General features: G+C 69.6%; 14 protein-coding genes and 1 pseudogene. 10 read left to right on the top strand and 5 right to left on the bottom strand.

Annotation, left to right across the window (positions count from 1 at the left end):
• Nucleotides 1-90 precede the first annotated feature (90 nt).
• The 4 genes and pseudogenes from F620_RS0103210 to F620_RS15440 all read left to right on the top strand — a co-directional run bounded on the left by F620_RS0103210 (nucleotide 91) and on the right by F620_RS15440 (nucleotide 5,817).
• Nucleotides 91-477 carry a hypothetical protein gene (locus F620_RS0103210; RefSeq protein ID WP_019590927.1) on the top strand — a complete coding sequence of 129 codons (387 nt, stop codon included), beginning with the start codon at nucleotides 91-93 and terminating at the stop codon, nucleotides 475-477.
• Nucleotides 437-2,728, top strand: coding sequence for a bifunctional diguanylate cyclase/phosphodiesterase (locus F620_RS0103205; RefSeq protein ID WP_019569429.1), 2,292 nt, complete (start codon nucleotides 437-439; stop codon nucleotides 2,726-2,728). The genes F620_RS0103210 and F620_RS0103205 overlap by 41 nt, the downstream gene beginning before the upstream one ends.
• A pseudogene (locus tag F620_RS14185) lies at nucleotides 2,631-5,441 on the top strand (PAS domain S-box protein); the annotation flags it as partial. The gene F620_RS0103205 and the pseudogene F620_RS14185, both read left to right, overlap by 98 nt.
• A 67-nt stretch (nucleotides 5,442-5,508) precedes the next feature.
• A complete protein-coding gene (locus F620_RS15440; RefSeq protein WP_369773812.1) occupies nucleotides 5,509-5,817 on the top strand; it encodes a GGDEF domain-containing protein in 309 nt (102 codons plus the stop codon).
• An 8-nt stretch (nucleotides 5,818-5,825) separates the two neighbouring features.
• Here F620_RS15440 and F620_RS0103195 read toward each other — a convergent pair whose 3' ends face one another.
• Nucleotides 5,826-6,749 (bottom strand): histone deacetylase family protein, encoded by a 924-nt coding sequence (locus tag F620_RS0103195; protein WP_019569428.1) that lies wholly within the window; start codon nucleotides 6,747-6,749, stop codon nucleotides 5,826-5,828.
• A 60-nt stretch (nucleotides 6,750-6,809) separates the two neighbouring features.
• On the opposite strand from F620_RS0103195, the gene F620_RS0103190 reads away from it, so the two are divergent.
• From F620_RS0103190 to F620_RS0103180, 3 genes are all read left to right on the top strand, one after another.
• A complete protein-coding gene (locus F620_RS0103190) occupies nucleotides 6,810-9,491 on the top strand; it encodes a bifunctional acetate--CoA ligase family protein/GNAT family N-acetyltransferase (RefSeq protein ID WP_019569427.1) in 2,682 nt (893 codons plus the stop codon).
• 20 nt (nucleotides 9,492-9,511) lie between these two features.
• The gene (locus F620_RS0103185; RefSeq protein ID WP_019569426.1) at nucleotides 9,512-10,477 is read left to right on the top strand and encodes a YafY family protein; all 966 of its coding nucleotides are present in this window, start codon (nucleotides 9,512-9,514) and stop codon (nucleotides 10,475-10,477) included.
• Nucleotides 10,478-10,575: 98 nt separating this feature from the next.
• Complete coding sequence (locus tag F620_RS0103180) at nucleotides 10,576-10,992, top strand: HIRAN domain-containing protein (protein ID WP_019569425.1); 417 nt, start codon at nucleotides 10,576-10,578, stop codon at nucleotides 10,990-10,992.
• A gap of 170 nt (nucleotides 10,993-11,162) precedes the next feature.
• On the opposite strand, the gene F620_RS0103175 is transcribed toward F620_RS0103180, so the two are convergent.
• Both F620_RS0103175 and F620_RS0103170 read right to left on the bottom strand, forming a co-directional pair.
• Entirely contained in the window at nucleotides 11,163-11,417 is a 255-nt protein-coding gene (locus F620_RS0103175; protein WP_024329990.1) for a type II toxin-antitoxin system RelE/ParE family toxin, read from the bottom strand.
• 26 nt (nucleotides 11,418-11,443) lie between these two features.
• Nucleotides 11,444-11,716 carry a CopG family ribbon-helix-helix protein gene (locus tag F620_RS0103170; protein WP_018869633.1) on the bottom strand — a complete coding sequence of 91 codons (273 nt, stop codon included), beginning with the start codon at nucleotides 11,714-11,716 and terminating at the stop codon, nucleotides 11,444-11,446.
• A gap of 237 nt (nucleotides 11,717-11,953) precedes the next feature.
• On the opposite strand from F620_RS0103170, the gene F620_RS0103165 reads away from it, so the two are divergent.
• The gene (locus tag F620_RS0103165; protein ID WP_019569424.1) at nucleotides 11,954-12,958 is read left to right on the top strand and encodes a hydrolase; all 1,005 of its coding nucleotides are present in this window, start codon (nucleotides 11,954-11,956) and stop codon (nucleotides 12,956-12,958) included.
• A 38-nt stretch (nucleotides 12,959-12,996) separates the two neighbouring features.
• Here F620_RS0103165 and F620_RS0103160 read toward each other — a convergent pair whose 3' ends face one another.
• Nucleotides 12,997-14,505, bottom strand: coding sequence for a SulP family inorganic anion transporter (locus tag F620_RS0103160; RefSeq protein ID WP_019569423.1), 1,509 nt, complete (start codon nucleotides 14,503-14,505; stop codon nucleotides 12,997-12,999).
• A 287-nt stretch (nucleotides 14,506-14,792) separates the two neighbouring features.
• Between F620_RS0103160 and F620_RS0103155 the strand changes: the two genes are divergently transcribed.
• Nucleotides 14,793-15,287 carry a universal stress protein gene (locus F620_RS0103155; protein ID WP_019569422.1) on the top strand — a complete coding sequence of 165 codons (495 nt, stop codon included), beginning with the start codon at nucleotides 14,793-14,795 and terminating at the stop codon, nucleotides 15,285-15,287.
• A 13-nt stretch (nucleotides 15,288-15,300) separates the two neighbouring features.
• Nucleotides 15,301-16,725, top strand: coding sequence for a hypothetical protein (locus F620_RS0103150; protein ID WP_019569421.1), 1,425 nt, complete (start codon nucleotides 15,301-15,303; stop codon nucleotides 16,723-16,725).
• Here the strand turns inward: F620_RS0103150 and F620_RS0103145 are convergent.
• Entirely contained in the window at nucleotides 16,722-18,797 is a 2,076-nt protein-coding gene (locus F620_RS0103145; RefSeq protein ID WP_019569420.1) for a GNAT family N-acetyltransferase, read from the bottom strand. The genes F620_RS0103150 and F620_RS0103145 overlap by 4 nt on opposite strands.
• Nucleotides 18,798-18,850 lie beyond the last annotated feature (53 nt).

The following is an 18,850-nucleotide window of genomic DNA, read 5'->3' as shown; positions in this document are numbered from 1 at the left end:
AAGACGAGACATCCGTCACTTGACGGCAGCCGCCGGAACGACGAATATTGAATGCGAACGATTCGCATTTAAGTCAAGAAGGAGTTCCACATGCTGACCCTCGATGCCTGGCTGGAATGCCCGTCCCCCCGCGTCCGCATCCTCGACCGTGACTCGCGCCGGGTGGTCGCCGAATGGCAGGGCCGGGAGCTCGCCGATCTCATGGAATCCGGACGACTGTGCCCGGAAGACTGCCGCGGGCGCCCCGGTGCCGATCCCGAACACGAGATCATCCGTGAGCTGCTGCTGGAATCCTGTCTCGGGGACCTGACCGTGGCCCGCCGCACCGCGGCTCCCGTCGGGGGTTCCCCGGACTGCCACAAGCGGCCGCTGGGAAAACCCGCCCTCCGGTGCGTACACTCTATGCAGAAGGGGCAGCGGGAAATGGAGCAGCACCATGAACACGGACGAATTCGAGATCTTCCCCTGGGGCGATGAATTCCTGACCCGCATCCCCGAGGTGGACCGCCAGCATCATTACCTGGTGGACCTCATCAACCGCCTGGCCCGCACGGTGCTGGAGGGCACCGACGAGGCCACGGCCGACGGGATCGTCGCGGAACTGCGCGACTACGCGCGTTACCACTTCGAGACCGAGGAAGGCATCTGGGCACGGGCCTTCCGTGACGACGAATGGTTCGTTCGCCACTGCCAGGCCCACGCGGGGTTCATCGACGAACTGGACCGCATCGCCGCCCTGGAGGGCCCCGATGAATACCGCCTGCAGCCCCTGCTGGAGTTCCTGGTCCGCTGGCTGACCCTGCACATCCTGCGCAGCGACCAGCAGATGGCCGCCGCCATCAACGCACTGGAAGCCGGGGTCGGGGTGGCCGAGGCGCGCGAACGGGCCGCGCGGCATTTCCGCGAACAGTCATCGGCGAGTCTGGAATCCCTCCTCAACACCTACGTACATATCGAGCGCCAGGTCTCGCAGTTCGCCCGGCATCTGGCCTCGCGCGGGCAGGAAGAGGCCGAGAACCGCTTTCGCACCCTGTTCGACTGCTTCATCCACCCCCTGCTGATCCTGGATGCCGAAGACGGCAGCATACTCGACGCCAACCCCGCCGCCTGCAGGATGACCGGCCACGCGGAGGACGAGCTGAAGCAGCGGCCCATCACCGATCTGCACCCGGACGACGAACGCGAGCGGATTGCCGCGCACCTGACGGCACCGCCCGAGGCCCCCGCCGGACACGACAGTCCGCCGCTGTACAGCCGGGTGCGCACCGCCACGCAGCGCGACGTCCCGGTCCGCATCACCCGCGGCGGCGAACTCCGCGATCACGGCCGCAGGCTGCGCGTCGCCTTCTACGAGGACATGACCCGCGAGCTGGAACACCGCCGCGAACTGGAATGGCGTTCGTTCAATGATCCGCTGACGGGCCTGCCCAACCGGGCCGGGATCATGCAGGCGCTGGAGCAGGTCACCACCGAGCACGACGATACGGCCCTGGCCCTGATATCCATCGACGTGGACGACTTTGGTGCTCTCAACAACCGCCTGGGCACGGCGGCCGGGGACCGGATCCTGGCCGAACTGAGCCGCCGCTGGCGCGAACGTCTGAACGACGATGCCCTGCTCGGACGCCGCGGCGGCGACGATTTCATCCTGGTGCTGCGCAGCTCCGGGGCGATCGAACGCCTGGAAGAGATCATGGGTACCGTGATCGAGGCCGGGCATCACCTGCCGGTGTCCGACAAGGGACCGGCCGGCGCCAGCGAGAACGTCTCGGTCAGCGCGGGGATCTCGATCCGCCCGCCACGCAGCGGCCTCGACCCGGAAACGGTCCTGCGCCAGGCCGACCATGCGCTGTACGAGTCCAAGCTGCGCCGCGACCGGGCCTGGGAATATTTCGACCATGGCCAGTACCAGCGGGTGGCCAGCCGGCATCGCACCATCAACGCATTCCGCCAGGCGATGCATCGCAACGAATTGAGCGTGGAATACCAGCCCAAGGTGAACATGCGCACCGGCGCGATCCTGGGCGTGGAGGCCCTGGTGCGCTGGCGGCATCCGGATCACGGCCTGCTGACGCCGGGCGAGTTCCTGCCGACCATTGAAAACGACCCGGTCTCCATCGAGCTGGGCGAGTACATGCTGGAGGAGGCGATGCGCCAGATGGAGGCCTGGCGCGCGGCCGGCCGTCATCTGCCGGTCAGCGTCAACATCGGCGCCCTGCAGCTGGAGAGCGGCGACCTGCCACGGCGTCTGGAAAACATCCTGGATCGCCATCCGGACATCCCGCGCGGCGACCTCGAGATCGAGGTGCTGGAAAGCACCGCCTTCGACAACGCCGCGGCGGCGGAGGCGAACATGCGTGCGGTCCGCGAACTGGGCGTGTCCATGAGCATCGACGACTTCGGCACCGGCTACTCGTCGCTGACCTACATCAAGCGCGTGCCCGCCAACGCGCTGAAGATGGACCGCAGCTATGTCCGCGACATGCTGGAGGACGCCGATGACCGGGCGATCATCGAGGCGGTGGTGGGCCTGGCCCGGGCGTTCGACCGCCTGGTCCTGGCCGAGGGCGTGGAAACGGTCGAACAGGGGCGCATCCTGATCGGCATGGGCTGCGAGAACGGCCAGGGCTATGCCATCGCCCGCCCGCTGCCGCCGGACGCGCTGGAGGGCTGGCTGGAACACTGGACACCCCCGACGGAGTGGTCCGCCGCACCCGCCCCGGCCTGAGCTCGGGCACCGTCGCTGTATTCGCCGACAGGCAGCGGTTATCCTGCAGACCGTGAACCATGCACGGAAGGAACCGATGCCGCTCCGAGCGTCCGAGATCCCCCGCCCCGAGGAGTCCCCTCGCCTCAGCGTTCTGCTGATCGAGGACAACATGGGTGATGCGGCCCTGGTACGGGATCTGCTGACAATCCCGACCGGGACCACGCGGTTCGACACCACACACTGCGGCCGGCTGCAGGAGGCCCGGGAGCACCTGGCACGCGACGCCACCGCGGTCGACGCGGTCCTGCTGGACCTGAACCTGCCCGATTCGGACCCGGACGACACCCTGGAGCGGGTGCTGTCGACGACCCGCGAGGTCCCCGTGGTGGTCCTCACCGGCGACGACCATGCGGCCACCGGGGCGCACGCCATCGAGGCGGGGGCCGAGGATTTCCTCAGCAAGAACCGGCTGGGCGAAGACCTGCTCCAGCGCAGCCTGGTCTACGCCGTGACCCGCCACCGCGCACGCCGCGAACTGGCGCAGCAGGAGGCGCTGTACCGCAGCCTGGTGGACGACCACCCGCATCTGGTCACCCGCTACCTCCCGGATACCACGCTTCTGCATGCCAACCGCGCGATGCTGGAATTCCAGGGACGCACGTCGGAGGAGGTCCTGGGCCAGCGCTGGCTGGACTGGACCCCGGAGGCGGACGTCGCTCGGGTCCGCGCGCATCTGGACAGCTTCACCCCGGAACGGCCGGTGGGACATTTCGAGAACACCCTGCCGCGGGCCGACGGCGAGCTGCGCACCATCATGTGGAGCAACCGGGCGTTCTTCGACGCGGACGGCCGGATCACCGCGTTTCAGGGGGTGGGGATCGACGTGACCGAGCAGCGCGAGGCCGAGCGCGGCCGCGAACGCCTGATCCAGATCCTCGAGGCTACGCCGGACTTCGTCTCCATGGCCGATGCCGACGGCAGCATCCACTACGTGAACCGCGGCGGCAAGGAGATGCTGGGCCTGCCGGGCGCGGAAGGTGGCGCGGCCCCGGAGCAGGATCGCGATTACTTCTCCGGAGAGCGCGCCGGCGAGTGGCTTCACCCCGAATGGGCCACGCGCCGACTGCAGCGGGAAGGGCTCCCGACCGCCCGCCGCACCGGTTTCTGGGAAGGCGAGTCCGCGCTGCTGGATGTCGACGGCCACGAGATACCCGTGTCGCAGAGGATCATTGCGCACTTCGATGGCGACGGCGAGCCCGAGTACTACTCCACCATCATCCGCGACATCCGCCCGGAGAAGGCGCGCGAGGCCCTGGAGCAGCGCCGGCAGAACGCGCTGCAGGAGCTGCACCGGATCACCAGCACCGCGGACACCGAAGACGCCGGCAAGCTGCGCGCGCTGCTGGAACTCGGCCTGCGCGAATTCGCCATGGACCACGGCCGCCTGGTGCGGGTGGACGACGGCAGCCGGCGCATCCTGGAGGCCGCCGGCGAGTGGCCGGAGGGCCCGCGGGAAGCCGGAGAAACGGGTGCCACCTTCTGCGACAACGCCCTCGCGGAAACCGGCCCGGTGGGTTTCCATGCCCCGGAGGCCCGGACCGACGGCTGCAGCATCTCGGACACGCCCGCGGCCGGCGCATGTTTCGGCATGCCGGTGCACGTGAACGGCGAACTGCGCGCGGTGCTGAGCTTTGTCGCGCGGCGACCGCGCGAAGCCTTCGTGCCCTTCGAGCGCGACCTGATCAACCTGATGGCGCAGTGGATCGGACATGAACTGACCCGGCGCGAACAGCGCCTGGCGCTGGAACGCGAGCGCAACCTGTTCATGGCCGGCCCGACGCTGATCTTTGCCTGGGACAATGCCCCGGGCTGGCCCATCCAGTATGTCTCGCCCAACGTACGCGAGATCCTGGGCTACGACCCGCAGGAACTGGCCGGCGAACGCACGCCGCACAACGACCTGGTCCATCCCGACGACCGCAAACGCCTGGACCGGGAAGTGCTGGCGCACACCGAAGACCGCAGCGCGAACTTCCAGCACAGCCCCTACCGCATGCGCCACCGTGATGGCGGGTGGCGCTGGATGCTCGACTTCACCACCATCGAACGCGATGAATTCGGGGCGGTTGATCACTATCACGGCTACCTGGTCGACATCACCGAACGCCGCGAACTGGAGGAAGAGCTGGAACTGCTGGCGGCGACCTTCCGCGCCAGCCATGCGATCTTCATCACCGACGCCGACGGGCGAATCCTGCGGGCCAACCCGGCGTTCGAGGAGATCACCGGTTACAGCGCGGCGGAGTCGATCGGCGCCAACCCGCGGGAACTGCTGAAATCGGGCGAGCACGACCGGTCTTTCTATTCCGACCTGTTCGGCCGCCTCGACGAGCAGGGCCACTGGGAAGGCGAGGTCTGGGACCGGCGCAAGGACGGGACGCGGATCCCCCTGTACATGTCCATCACCGCGCTGCGATCCGGGGACGACGGACCGGTGGAACACTACGTGGCGGTGTTCCACGACATCTCGCGGCAGAAACACCTGGAGGCGGAGCTGGAACGCCAGGCCCTGCACGACCGCCTGACCGGCGTGCCCAACCGGCGTCACCTGGAGAGCCTGCTGGAACAGGAGGCCCACCGCACCGACCGCCACGGTGATTCGTTCTCGATCCTGCTGCTGGACCTGGACCGGTTCAAGGACGTGAACGACACCTTCGGCCACGACGTGGGCGACGAGGTGCTGCAGACCCTGGTGCGGGTCCTTCAGGACCGCCTGCGCAAGTCCGATGTAGGACGAGGTGCTGCAGACCCTGGTGCGGGTCCTTCAGGACCGCCTGCGCAAGTCCGATGTAGTGGGCCGCTGGGGCGGCGAGGAATTCATGATCCTGCTGCCGGCCACCGAACTGCCCCGTGCGCGCAAGGTCGCCGAAACCCTGCGCTCGCGGGTCGGGAAGGCAGTCTTCCCGGGCCCCGGCCATATCACCGTCAGCATCGGGGTATCGGAGCACCAGCCGGGGGAACCGCTGAAGGACACCTTCAAGCGCGCCGATGAGGCCCTGTACGAGGCCAAGCGTCGCGGCCGCAACCGCGTGGCCGCGCACGAATAGCGTCGGGGTTACAGCCCCCCGAGCTCGCGCATGTGGGCCACCGCGCTGCGCCCCAGCGCGTGCAGGGCGTAGCCGCCTTCCAGCATGGAGACCACCCGCCCCTGCGCGTGGCGCTCGGCCAGCTCCACGATGCGCGCGCTGATCCAGGCGTAGTCGTCTTCGCTCAGGGCCAGGCGCGAGAGCTCGTCCTCGCGGTGGGCGTCGAAACCGGCCGACACCAGCACCAGCTCCGGGGCGAACGCATCCCACTGCTCGAACCAGGCCGCGGCCACCGCCTCGCGCCACTGTCCGCCGGACGAGCCGCCGGGCACGGGCACGTTGAGGCAGTTGTCGCCCAGTGGCGTTACGCCCGACCCGGGGTAGGCGGGATGTTCGAACGACGACGCGAACAGGATGGACGGATCCCCGGCCACCAGCGCCTCGGTGCCATCGCCGTGATGCACGTCAAAGTCCACGATGGCGATGCGGCGGATGCCGTGGCGGGCCTGAGCGTGGCGGGCCGCGATCACCACGTTGTTGAACAGGCAGAAGCCCGCGGCGCGGTCGGCGCGCGCATGGTGCCCGGGCGGACGCACGGCGCAGAACGCGCGCCGGCCCTGCGCGCCCATCACCCAGTCCACCGCGGTCATGCCCGCGCCTGCCGCCAGCAGGGCCGCTTCGTGGCTGCCGGGGGACAGCGCGGTGTCGCCGTCGAGCATGACCCGCTCGCCCGCCGGCACATGCCGCAGCACCTGTGCCACGTGGGCCTCGGTATGAACCCGCAGCAGGTCGGCGCGTCCGGCCGGCAGCGCCTCGCGATGCAGGATCCACGGGTCCAGCCCGCCGGCCACCAGCTGGTCGCGGATCGCGGTCAGCCGCTCGGGACACTCCGGATGCCCGGGCCCGTTGTCGTGTTCCAGCCCGGCATCGGGAGATAAAAAGGCAAGATTCATGTTATGAAGGCCCCTCCGGGCAGCACCAATTCATCGGATCCACCACAGCAGGAAGCATGCATGGGCACCCATATCCTCGACAAGATCTTCAATCCCCGCGGCGTCGCCGTGTTCGGCGCCACCGAGCGCGAGGGGGCCGTGGGCCAGACGATCCTGGCCAACCTGCTGACCGCCGGCTACGAAGGCACGCTGGTCCCGGTCAATCCCAAGCATGACACGGTGCAGGGGCTGCCCTGCGTGCCCGAACTGCGCCCCGGCGAGCACCGCGTGGACCTGGCGCTGATCGCCACGCCCGCGCGGGCCGTGCCCGCCATCCTGCGCAACTGTGGCGAGGCCGGCCTGCGCGGCGCGGTGATCCTGTCGGCCGGCTTCGGCGAGGCCGGGCGCGAGGGCCAGCGCCTGCAGCAGGAATGCGTGGAAATCGCGCAGCGCTACCGCATGCGCCTGATCGGCCCCAACTGCCTCGGCATCATGCGCCCGCGGATCGGGCTCAACGCGACCTTCAGCCACAACCAGGCGCTGCCCGGAAAGCTGGGGCTGGTCTCCAGCTCGGGCGCGCTGGTCACCGCGGTGCTGGACTGGGCACAGTCCACCGGCATTGGCTTTTCCGGGGTGGCCTCCACCGGCGACGCCGCCGACGTCGACTTCGGCGAGCTGCTGGACTACCTCGCGGTCGACCCCGAGACCCAGGGCATCCTGCTGTACGTCGAGGGCATCCGCCACACCCGGCGTTTCCTCTCCGGGCTGCGCGCGGCCGCCCGCATGAAACCCGTGGTGGTGCTCAAGTCGGCGCGCCACGCCGCCACCGCCCAGGCCGCGGCCACCCACACCGGCGCGATGATGGGCTCCGACGCAGTCTTCGATGCCGCGCTGGAACGCGCCGGCGTGGTCCGCGTGGAGCGCGTCTCGCAGTGGTTCTCCGCGGCGCACATCCTGGCGCAGGGCATGCGCCTGCGCGGCGAGAACCTGGCGATCCTGACCAACGGCGGCGGGCCCGGGGTGATGGCCGTGGACCGTGCCGCCGACCTCGGCCTGGAACTGGCCAGCCTGGCGGACAAGAGCATGGACGCGCTGAACGACCTGCTCCCCGGCCACTGGTCGCACGGCAACCCGATCGACATCCTCGGCGACGCCACCGCCGAACGCTACGGCGAGGCGCTGCGCATCACGCTGGCCGACCCCGGCGTAGATATGGCGGTGGTACTGCTGACCCCGCAGGCCATGACCGACCCGGACGCCTGCGCCGAGGCCGTGATCGAACAGGCGCGCAACAGCCGCAAGCCGGTGCTGGCCTGCTGGATGGGCGACCCGCTGGTGGCCAGCGCGCGCCGGCGCTTCGACGAGGCCGGGATCCCGCAGTACCGCACGCCCGAAGCGGCGATCGAGACCTTCGCCTGGCTGATCGAACACCGCCGCAACCAGCGCATGCTGCTGCAGACCCCCGGCCCGCTGTGCGACGAGACCCCGTCGGACGTCGAGGGCGCCCGCCTGATCCTGCAGAACGCCCGCAACGACGGCCGCAAAGTTCTCAGCATCCGCGAGTCCAAGGCCGTGCTGGCCGCCTTCCACATCCCCACCAACCCCAGCATCCTCGCGCGCGACCCGGCCGACGCGATGCTGGCCGCCGAGACCCTGGGCTTCCCGGTGGCGCTCAAGATCAGCGCCACCGGGATCAGCCACAAGAGCGACTTCGGCGGCGTGCGGCTCAACCTGCGCAGCGTGCAGACGGTGCGTCAGCAGACCCAGGAGATGCTGGACCAGATCCGCGAGCACTTCCCCGACGCCGACGTCGAAGGCGTCACCGTGGAACGCATGTCCGAGGTCGGGCATGCGCGCGAACTCCTCGTCGGGATCTCGCGCGACCCGGTGTTCGGCCCGGTGATCGCCTTCGGCCTGGGCGGCACCGCGGTGGAAGTCATCGGCGACCAGGCCATCGCCCTGCCGCCGCTGAACCAGTCACTGACCGAACGCCTCATCGACCAGACGCGCGCCGCGCGCACCCTGGGCGAGTTCCGCGGCGCCCCGCCGGTACCGCGCGAGGCGCTGGAACAGGTGCTGTTGCGGGTTTCGGAGATGGCCTGCGAACTGCCGGAACTGGCGTCGCTGGACATCAACCCGCTGCAGGCCGGCGAGCACGGCGTCATGGCCGTGGACGCCCGTATCGAACTGGCGGACCCCGGGCACGACACCCGCCACTACGCCCACATGGCCATCCATCCGTATCCCGGGCACGTAGCGCACACCGTCACCACCCGCGACGGCCACGAGCTGGAACTGCGCCCGATCCGTCCGGAAGACGCCGCCATCGAACAGGCCTTCGTGCGCAGCCTGTCGGAAAAGACCCGCTACCTGCGGTTCATGCGCTCGCTGGACGAACTCACCCCGGAGATGCTGGTGCGCTTCACCCAGATCGACTACGACCGCGAGATGGCCTTCATCGCCGTGGATCACGCCGACGGCCAGGAAGTCCAGGTGGGCGTGGCCCGCTATACCACCGAGCCCGACGGCGAGAGCGCCGAATTCGCCGTGGTCGTCAGCGACGCCTGGCAGGGCCGCGGCGTGGGCTCCCTGCTGATGGAGGCCATCGTCGACTCCGCCCGGCGCAACGGCCTGCGCGAACTGTTCGGCGAGGTCCTGCGCCACAACGACGGCATGCTCGCCCTCGCCCGCCGCCACGGCTTCCAGCGCGAGATCCTCACCTCCGACGACGAGATCATCCGCGTCAGCCGCCGGCTGCACTGATCCGCCGCCCGATCCGCGCCATGAACCGCGCCGAACGCATCTTCCACCTGCATCGCCGGCTCAAGGAAAGCCACCAGCCGCCCTCGCTGGCGCAGCTGGTGGAACAGCTCGGGGTGTCGCGCGCCACCCTCAAGCGCGACATCGAATACATGCGCGACTTCATGCAGGCGCCCATCGAGTACGACGCGCAGGCCAACGGCTACCGCTACGACCCCGACGCCCCGGCCTTCGAACTGCCCGGGCTGTGGTTCAACGAATCCGAGCTGCTCGCCCTGCTGACCATCGAACAGCTGCTGGAAGACATGCAGCCGGGCCTGCTCGCCCCCGTCATCGGCCCGATGAAGACCCGCATCCGCCGCCTGCTGGAGACCGGCGGCCACGACCCCGCCGAACTCCGCCGGCGCATCCAGATCCAGCCCCAGGCCCACCGCACCAGTGCCGCCGACACCTTCCGCGTCGCCGCCGAAGCCACCCTCGCCGGCCGCCCGCTGGACATCGAATACCACGGCCGCGCCCGCGACAGCGCCACCCGGCGCCGCATCCACCCGCAGCGCCTGCTCTACTACCGCGACAACTGGTACCTGATCGCCTGGTGCGAAAACGCCGAAGCCCTGCGCACCTTCGCCCTGGAACGCATCCGCGCCGCCACCCCCGTGCAGGACGCCCCCCTGCGCGAAGAAGCCGATGCCGACCTCGACCGCCACATCGGCGCCGCCTTCGGCATCTTCACCGGCCCCGCCAGCGAATGGGCCGTACTGCGCTTCACCCCCGAACACGCCCGCTGGGTCGCCGACGAAACCTGGCACCCCGACCAGATCGGCCAGTACCGCGGCGACACCTGGGAACTGCAGATCCCCTACTCCGACCCCACCGAACTGATCCAGGAAATCCTGCGCCACGGCCCCGGCGTGGAAGTCATCGCCCCCGAATCCCTGCGCCAGCGCGTCGCCGAAACCCTGCGCGAGGCCGCCACCCGTTACGCCTGAACCTCCCTCGCCACACCACCCCCGTGCGGGGTGGCTCACTGTGTGAGCCACCGCCTGTGGTGGGATACGGGTACTGCCACACGAACCCGGAGGTTCCCATGCAACGCAACGGTTCCCGTTTTCCCGATCAGGCCCGGCCCGTTCCGGTGCTGCGCGGTTATTATGCGCGGCGCGACCGGATTCAGAACACGGCGACCACGGAGGAGCTCCTGCAGCGGATCCCGCTGGCGGGGTATCGGCATCATGAGGCGCCGCGACTGTGGCCTCACCTGCGCCGCGGCCAGGGGCTGACGGTCCAGCGCGAGCGGCTGAATCCGGCCGATCCGAACGCGGTGGCGGTGTGCTGGCTGGATCACCAGCTGGGGTATCTGCCGCGCGAGGAGAACGGCATGGCGGCGGAACTGCTGGACCGCAACGAGGAGCTGGTGGCCCGCATCATCGACAAGCGCGACAGCGAAGACCCCTGGGAGCGCCTGGAGCTGGGGGTCTACCGTCGACGGACGCCGGGCCAGTAAGCGCGCCCCGCCGTCCAGTGGCCGCACCCGACGCCGTTCAGGCGCTCCTGCCGGACCGCCTCACGCCGGACGATCTGAAAATTCCGGCCCCGAACCTGTAAGGCGCGGTTACGGATTCCGCTGTTCGTGACCGATGCACGGCACAAGCGATTGAAGCTCGGGCTCCGCATTCAGTAACCCGCCTCTTTCTGGTGCCGGAAGGCAAGGACGTACACGGCGTCGTCGGCCGGTTCGTGACGGTAGAGGGCCACAAATCCGGAGTCGCCGAAGGCAATCACCAGCTCACGCAGTTCGGGGATTTCAGGGTCCGGTCGCCCAATATCGGGGGCCGTTTCCAGCAGCAGGAATTGCCGCTCGATCACCTGACCCGCGCGCCTGGCCGCATCCGGAGCTTTAGTGGCGAGAGCGCGCCGGCATCGCTCCAAACCTTCTGCGGCGCCTGCGGTGACGATTACTCGTGGCACTCGGGCACGGCTCCTTCATCGTCAGTGCCCCATGTTCTCAACCAGTCGCGGGCTTCCTGCCCGGTCAGGTGCTGGCCGGTTTCCCGATAGGCCGACCAGGACGCCAGGGCTTCCTGCCTGAAACTCTCTCGGGCTTCCTCGCGGTCAACGTATTGGCGGATGGCTTCGAGCATGATCCAGTGGGGCGACCGTCGGCGTTGGGCGGCGAGATCCTGGAGGCGGGCTTTCAGTGCGTCATCGATTTTCAGGGACGTTGCCATGGTGGACCTCGTATTACTGAGTATTACCTTGTGCTAAGTTAGCGCGGCATCCGGCCCCGAGTCCATCCCTGCGATCCATGAGCGGGGAGTCTCGAAAACGATCGACACCAGGACATCCGGAGGCAAGACCGTTTCCCACGTCTTTGGCGCCGTGGCCCGGTTCGAGCGCGCTCGGGGCACTTCATGGCCTGCTCGCTGTCCGCAAAACCATCCGGTGGCGATCCTGGAGACCAGAGGTTGAGCGACCCGCCCGAGGATAAAACGGATCAGGCGTTCCGGCCGGCCTGGTGGCTGCCGGGACGCCATGCGCAAACGGTCTTTCCGGCACTGTTTCGCGCGCCGCCACCGATGCGGCTGGAGCGCGAACGCCTGGAACTGCCGGACGGGGATTTCCTCGAGCTGGCCTGGGGGCCGCCGGGACGCGGTCTGGTGCTGGTGGGCCACGGTCTGGGCGGCGACGAGACCTCGGGCTACGCGCTGGGCGTGGTGGCGGCGCTGGCGCGGCGCGGGATCGGCAGCGCGGTGCTGATCTCGCGCGGGGCCGGCTCGCACCCCAACCGCCTGCGCCGCAGTTACCACGCGGCGGCGTGGGACGACCTCGACCATGTGGTGGAGACCCTGCGTCGACGCGACCCCGCCCGGCCGATGGCGGTCTGCGGGTTTTCCCTGAGCGGTTCCATGCTGCTGTCGTGGCTGGGGGAACGCGGCGACACGCCATTGGCCACGGCGGTGGCGGTATCGGTGCCGTTCGATCTGGCCGCCAGCGCCGATGCACTGGAGCGCGGGTTCGCGCGGGTCTACCAGTGGCATCTGATGCGCGGTCTGCGCCGGGTCACGCTGCGCAAGTTCGCGGCGCGCGACGATGCCCCGCTGCCACTGGCGGAACTGCGCCGCATGCGCCGGCTGCGCGAGTTCGACGAGCGCATCACCGCCCCGCTGCACGGCTTTCGCGATAGTGCCGACTACTACACCCGCGCCAGCTGCCGCCCGCGCCTGGGCGCGATCCGCCAGCCGACCCTGATCCTGCATGCCGCGGACGACCCGTTCGTCCCGGCCACCGGCGTTCCCGCCACCCGCGAACTGGGCCCCGGGATCCGGCTGGAGCTGCAGGCGCGCGGCGGGCATGTGGGCTTTGTGGCCGGAGACGTGCCCGGGCGCCCCCGTTACTGGCTGGACACCCGCATAGCCGACCACATCATCACGCACCTGGAAGCGGCGCTGAACACCGGCGCCGGGCGATAGCCGAACGCCCGGGGCGCCCCGTCACGCGCCGGCGCGGATCAGTGCCCGCCGGGTTCGCTGGCGCCACCTTCCTTGTCGTGCTGCGCGAGCTTGTCGTGGAGCTCGCCGCTCTGGCCGGGCGGGGCCTTCACTTCCACTTCCATGCCATTGCGGCGGAATTTGGCCACCACCTTGTCGATGGCGGCCACCGCGGAGCTGTCCCACAGCGAGGCCTCGCTGAGGTCGATGACCACGTGATGAATGCGCTCGCGGTAGTCGAAGCTGTCGATGAACTTGTCCACGGCCACGAAGAACAGCTGCCCGCGGACCTTGTACGTACGGATCCTGCTTCCTTCCGGTCGTTCGCTTTCCACATGGACGGCGTTGACCATCTTGCGCGCGAAGAACACCGCACTGAGCAATACGCCGGCGAACACGCCCAGCGAGAGGTCGTGGGTCACCACGGTCACGCCCACGGTCACGATGAGCACGGTGGCATCGGTGCGCGGAAGCTTGTGCAGGGTGGTCAGCGAGCTCCAGTCGAAGGTGGCGATGGAGACCATGATCATCACGGCCACCAGTGCGGCCATGGGGATGATCGACACCAGATCCCCCAGCACAAGGATGAAGAACAGCAGGTACAGACCCGCCGACAGGGTAGACAGCCGTCCCAGACCGCCGGATTTGATGTTGATGACCGACTGCCCGATCATCGCGCAGCTGGCCATGCCGCCGAAGAACCCGGTCACGATGTTGGCGATGCCCTGCCCCTGGGCTTCGCGGTTCTTGCCCGAGGGGGTGTCGGTCAGGTCGTCCACCACCTGCGCGGTCATCAGCGATTCCAGCAGCCCGACCACGGCCAGCGAGAACGCGGTGGGGAAGATGATCTGCAGGGTCTCCAGGTTCCACGGGATGTCGGGGAACAGGAACACCGGCAGGCCGTCGGGCAGCTCGCCCATGTCGCCTACTTCCATGGTGGGCAGGCCCATGTAGTAGACCACGATGGTCAGGACCACGATGGCCACCAGCGGAGGCGGCAGCAGTTTGGGATAGCCCGGGATCAACGGAAGCCCGTAGAGGATCAGCAGGCCGACGGAGACCAGCACCCACATGGTGGTGTCACCGTCCACCAGATACGGCACCTGGGACATGAAGATCAGGATCGCCAGCGCATTCACGAACCCGACCATCACGGTGCGCGGGATGAACATCATGTAACGCCCCAGCTTGGCCCAGGCGAACAGTAGCTGGATCACCCCGGTCAGCAGGGTCGCGGCCAGCAGGTACTGCAGCCCGTGCTCGGCCACCAGGGTGACCATCAGCAGGGCCATGGCCCCGGTGGCGGCGGAGATCATGCCGGGGCGACCACCGGTGAAGGCGATCACCACTGCCATGGAGAAGGACGCGTACAGTCCCACCGACGGGTCGACCCCGGCGATGATGGAGAAAGCGATCGCCTCGGGAATGAGGGCGAGGGCGACCACGATCCCCGCGATAAGGTCGCCACGAACGTTGAAGAACCAGATGTCACGCTGGCGTTGCCAGAAGGCCTTTAGCGTCTGCTGCACGGCAAATCTCCCGGATCAGAGGTTTGACGCGCCGGCCCTGAGCACGGTGCAGACCGCGACTGCAGTGATAAGACGGGTGGGATTGACGGGCACCGGTCAGTGGGGTACTGCTAGGCATCCCGTGGCCACCAGTTACGGCGCTGGATCACGGACGAGGAGCAGGTCACAGGAACCGCCCGTGAGAAAGGCGCGAGAGTCTAACACCTCATCAGCGTTTTCTGAAGTGCCAGCCTCAAAGTCCAACGGGGTCGCCCCCGCCACGCACGCTCGAAAATCAGGATTTCCGCATGCTGCAACGCGTCATCGTCGCCATCGATTTTTCTTCCGCCTCGGCCGCGGCCCTGGCCATCGCCCGGCACCATTGCCCCGGTGCCACGCGCCGCCTGCTGCACGTGATGAAACCCGCAGATGTCGCCCGCGGCAGCGCGGCCGGGGCGATGGCCGGGGCCGGCTCCTCGCCGCTGCATTCGAAAGACATGCGCCAGTCGGCGGAGGATCAGGCCCATGAGCGGCTGAAGGAATGGGCGCGGGACGACGAGGAATGCGCGGTGGCCGTGGGCAGTGCACCCGAGGAAATCTCCCGCCTGGCCGAGGAGTGGGATGGCGAACTGATCGTGATGGGCACCCGCGGGCGCAGCCAGCTCGCCAGCATGCTGTCGGGCTCGGCCACCGAGTGGCTGGTGCGCCACGCCAGTCTGCCGGTGATGGTGGTGCACGATGTCCCGCTCAGCGACGCGATGCGCGAGCACCTGCCGCCCGGCTTCGAACACCACAAAGGATGATCCTGGAGGTTTCATGATGACTGCAACGGCTCGATTCGGCGGCACCCTGATCGCGGCGCTGAGCCTTGCGGGAGGCGCCGCGCATGCGGACACCGGCACCGGCACGGTCGCCCAGACCCTGGACCGCAACGGCCAGCCGCTGGTCTCCGTCGACGGCGCACGGGCGGAGGACACCTTCGCCGCCCTCGGGGCCCTGACGGTCAAGGGCCGGCTGATGCGCGACAGCGAGATGGGCCATGAAGGCTATCGCCCGGAACTGGCCGGAGACCCGATGCAGGCGGTCGGCGAACGCTGGCTGGACCTGCTGGACTACGCCCAGGGGGCGTTCCTCGACCAGGGCCGCCTGCGGGCGCACGTCGGTGGGGAAGACGAGGCCGGCCCGGCCGCCTATGCCGAGGCCGGCTATCTCTATCACATGCACCACAGCGCGGGCCGGTTCGAGGACCTCGGGCTGTACGACGACCTCACCCATAAGCCCAGTCCTATGATCTCGCAGCTGGAGAACCATCTGGTCAACACGCGCCACGAAGACGGCCGAATCCACGGCGCCGACGCCAGCGATGCCGAGGCCTTCGCCTACGGCATGGATGCGCTGCACGCCTCGGCCTATGCCTGGGTCCGCCAGGACAAGCCGGGTGGCGCCGATGACATGGGCCAGCTCGACCTGGACGCGCTGGCCGGCTGGCTGGGCCATTCGCGTGACGACCTGGTCGCGGTCGCCCGTGCGGTTGCGGACCGGGCCGATGAGGCCTGGGACGCGGACGCCGGGATCTACGTGCTGGACGAGGGTGCCGAGTGGTCCGTCGATCAGCTCGGTGCCATGCTGCGCGGGCACAAGGGCTTGTACGAGATGCTGGCGCTGTACGGAGACGATGACGACCAGGAACGGGCGGAAACTCTGGCGGATCGCGCCGCGGCCATCACCACGGCCGTGCTGGACGGACACGGGCCGCTGCGTGACTGGGGCCTGCCCGCGCGCCTGGAATTCGTCGACGGCCGGGCCATGGCCGCGTCGGACGAGGTGGATGTCGGCGGCCAGTGGCGCTTCGTGCATCAGGTCACCGGCGGGTTTTCCATCCTGCGCGAGCGCGACGGCACGTCCGGCCTGATGGGTGAACGCCACCCCGAACTGGAGCAGAAAGTGGGCCGGGCGCTGGACCGCATGTTCCTCGGCGCGCTCGAATACCAGCTCGACGGCGACTACGTGCCGGCCCGCCTGGACCATGGCGACGGCTCGGTCAGCGACCCGACCGTCACCACCCGCGCCGCCGCGGCCTTCGTGCAGGCCGTGGGCAACGGCTACCGCGCCGGCGACGCATTCGACCGCCCCGGGGCCTGGGACGACGACGCCGAACTGGCCGAACGCAGCGAGGCCCTGTACGACGCGATGCTGCGCCACGGCGAGCTGGTCAGCTCGCGCCTGGTGCGGGTGGACTAGCGGGTCCCGGGCCGGATCTCGGGCCGAATCTCGGGCCGGGTTTCGGCCAGCCACCGGGCCGCCGCCTCGCGCAGGCGGCGGATGACCCCGCGCCGGCCGGAGACCCCGGCCAGCGCTTGCAGGGCCGCCCAGTCCTGCTGCTGCACGCACGCGGCATGCAGCAGGGCCTGGCCCGAGTCCTGGCCCGAGTCCTGGCCCGAGTCCTGGCCCGAGTTCAGATCCAGCTCGCGATCCCGCGCGGCCTCGGCCGCCAGGGCCCGGCGCAGGGCCGGCAGGGCCCACTCGAAGCTGCGGCTGCGATGGGCAAACGCCTCGATCGAGGCGCGATCGTCCGCCTCGACTTCACCGTGCTCGCCGGGCGCCGGCAGGCTCTGCTCGATGGCGCGGGTGGTGGCGCTGTCCAGCTGCTCCGCGGCCAGCACGCGCCATAACGGCCAGTCGCGGGCGAACGCCCCCTGCACCGCCGCCAGCGCCGGCCCCGCCTCGCCGGCCTGCGGCAGTGCACGCATTACGATCAGCGTGACCTGCCCGCTGGCCGGATCCGGGCGCACGCCCAGGCGCACCGGCGCGAAGCCCTCGCGCCGCCAGAAGTGCAGCATGCCCGGGGTCACCCCGAACGCCGCGCCCAGGAGCCCCACCCCGTCGCGCGCGGCCCTTTCGGCCACCGCGCGCAGCAGGCGCGTGCCCAGCCCGCGCCCCTGCCAGGCGGGATGCACCGCGATCCGGTGGATCCGCCAGGCGGTCTGCTGCGCCAGTGAAAAGGAACCTACTGCGGCCAGGGTGCACGGCAGGAAGCGTCCCGGCGGCCGCCGCTCGCCGGCCCACACCGCGTCCGCCAGCTCGGGCTCCAGCCCCGGCTCGGCCTGCACCAGCACCGCCCCGAACAGGGCGCCATCACGTGCCCCTTCCAGCAACAGGACATGCACGTCCGGATCGTCCAGCCAGCGCTGCAGATCGGAGGGCCGGGTGCGGTAATGGGCGTCGGCCAGCAGGCCGGTCAGCGCCTGCAGGCGGGCGGCGTCGCCCGCGAGGTCGGCCGGCGAGCGCCACGCCAGACGCACGGCCTGGGGCGACGGCTCGTGGCTGGCCGCCTCCAGCAGGAACAGCCGGTTGATCCAGTCTTCCAGCGGGTCGCCCGCGGCCCAGCGCACGGGCTCGCGCAGGCGCAGGATCCGCGGCGACAGGCCGGCCCGTTCCAGTGCCGGCAGCACCCGCAGGCGGAACCCCTGACCGCTGCCCTCGAACCCGCCGGTGGTGGTCGCCAGCACCACCCGCCGGGCGCGCCGGGTCAGCTCCAGCAGGCGTTCCACCGGGATGGCCGCGGCCTCGTCCACGATCAGCAGGTCGGGCCGTGCCGGGGAATCCAGCAGGACCGCCGGTGCGCAATACAGCGTCGCGGGATCCACGACGGGCGAGCCTTCCGCAGCCTGCGCCAGCAGGCGCTCGGCCGCGGCGGGGGCCGGCGCGGTCACGGCAATCTCCCCGTCCGGAGCGCCCGACAGCCGCACATGTTCACCCAGCCACTGTCCGAGCACGGTGGACTTGCCGCGCCCGCGCGGGGCGATCACCACGTCGCAGCGCCGCCCGCCCGGGGCGTCCGGTTCGCCCGGGTCGCGCAGCCGCTCCAGCACCCGCTGCTGGTCGTCGGTCCAGCCCTCGCCGGGCACGGCGCCAGCGGGGCGCGGCCAGTTCGCCGGCCGTCCAGGGTCGGGATGCTCCACCACCGCTTCCGCCAGCGCCTGCCGCCAGCGCTCGCCGAACGGCGTGGCGCCACCGGCATCCGTGAGCAGCACCAGCACCCCACCCCCGCGCAGGATGCCGCTGACGATCACCAGGGCATCGGCGGGGAGACCGGACTGCGCCTCGAATACCACCACGTCGCGCTCGCGGCCCAGCCAGTCTCCGGCCTGGGCCGGACGCACCGAGGGCAGATCCGGGGGCGCGCTGCGGCCCACCCACAGGACGCCGTGGCCACCAGCCTGTTGCCGCAGCCATTCGCCCGCGCACTCGCAGACCTCCGGCCGCCCCGGCAAGGCGATGATGCGTCGATGCGGCGGACCGGAACGGACCATCGCGAGTGCCCCCGGAAAAAAGAAACGGAACTTGTGAAAACGTGACAAACCTC

Origin of the sequence: Thioalkalivibrio sp. ALE11, from assembly GCF_000381205.1 — a bacterium.
Taxonomy (GTDB): Bacteria; Pseudomonadota; Gammaproteobacteria; order Ectothiorhodospirales; family Ectothiorhodospiraceae; genus Thioalkalivibrio.
Note: the sequence above shows the minus strand (reverse complement) of the source record. Positions and strands in the feature narration are given on the sequence as shown.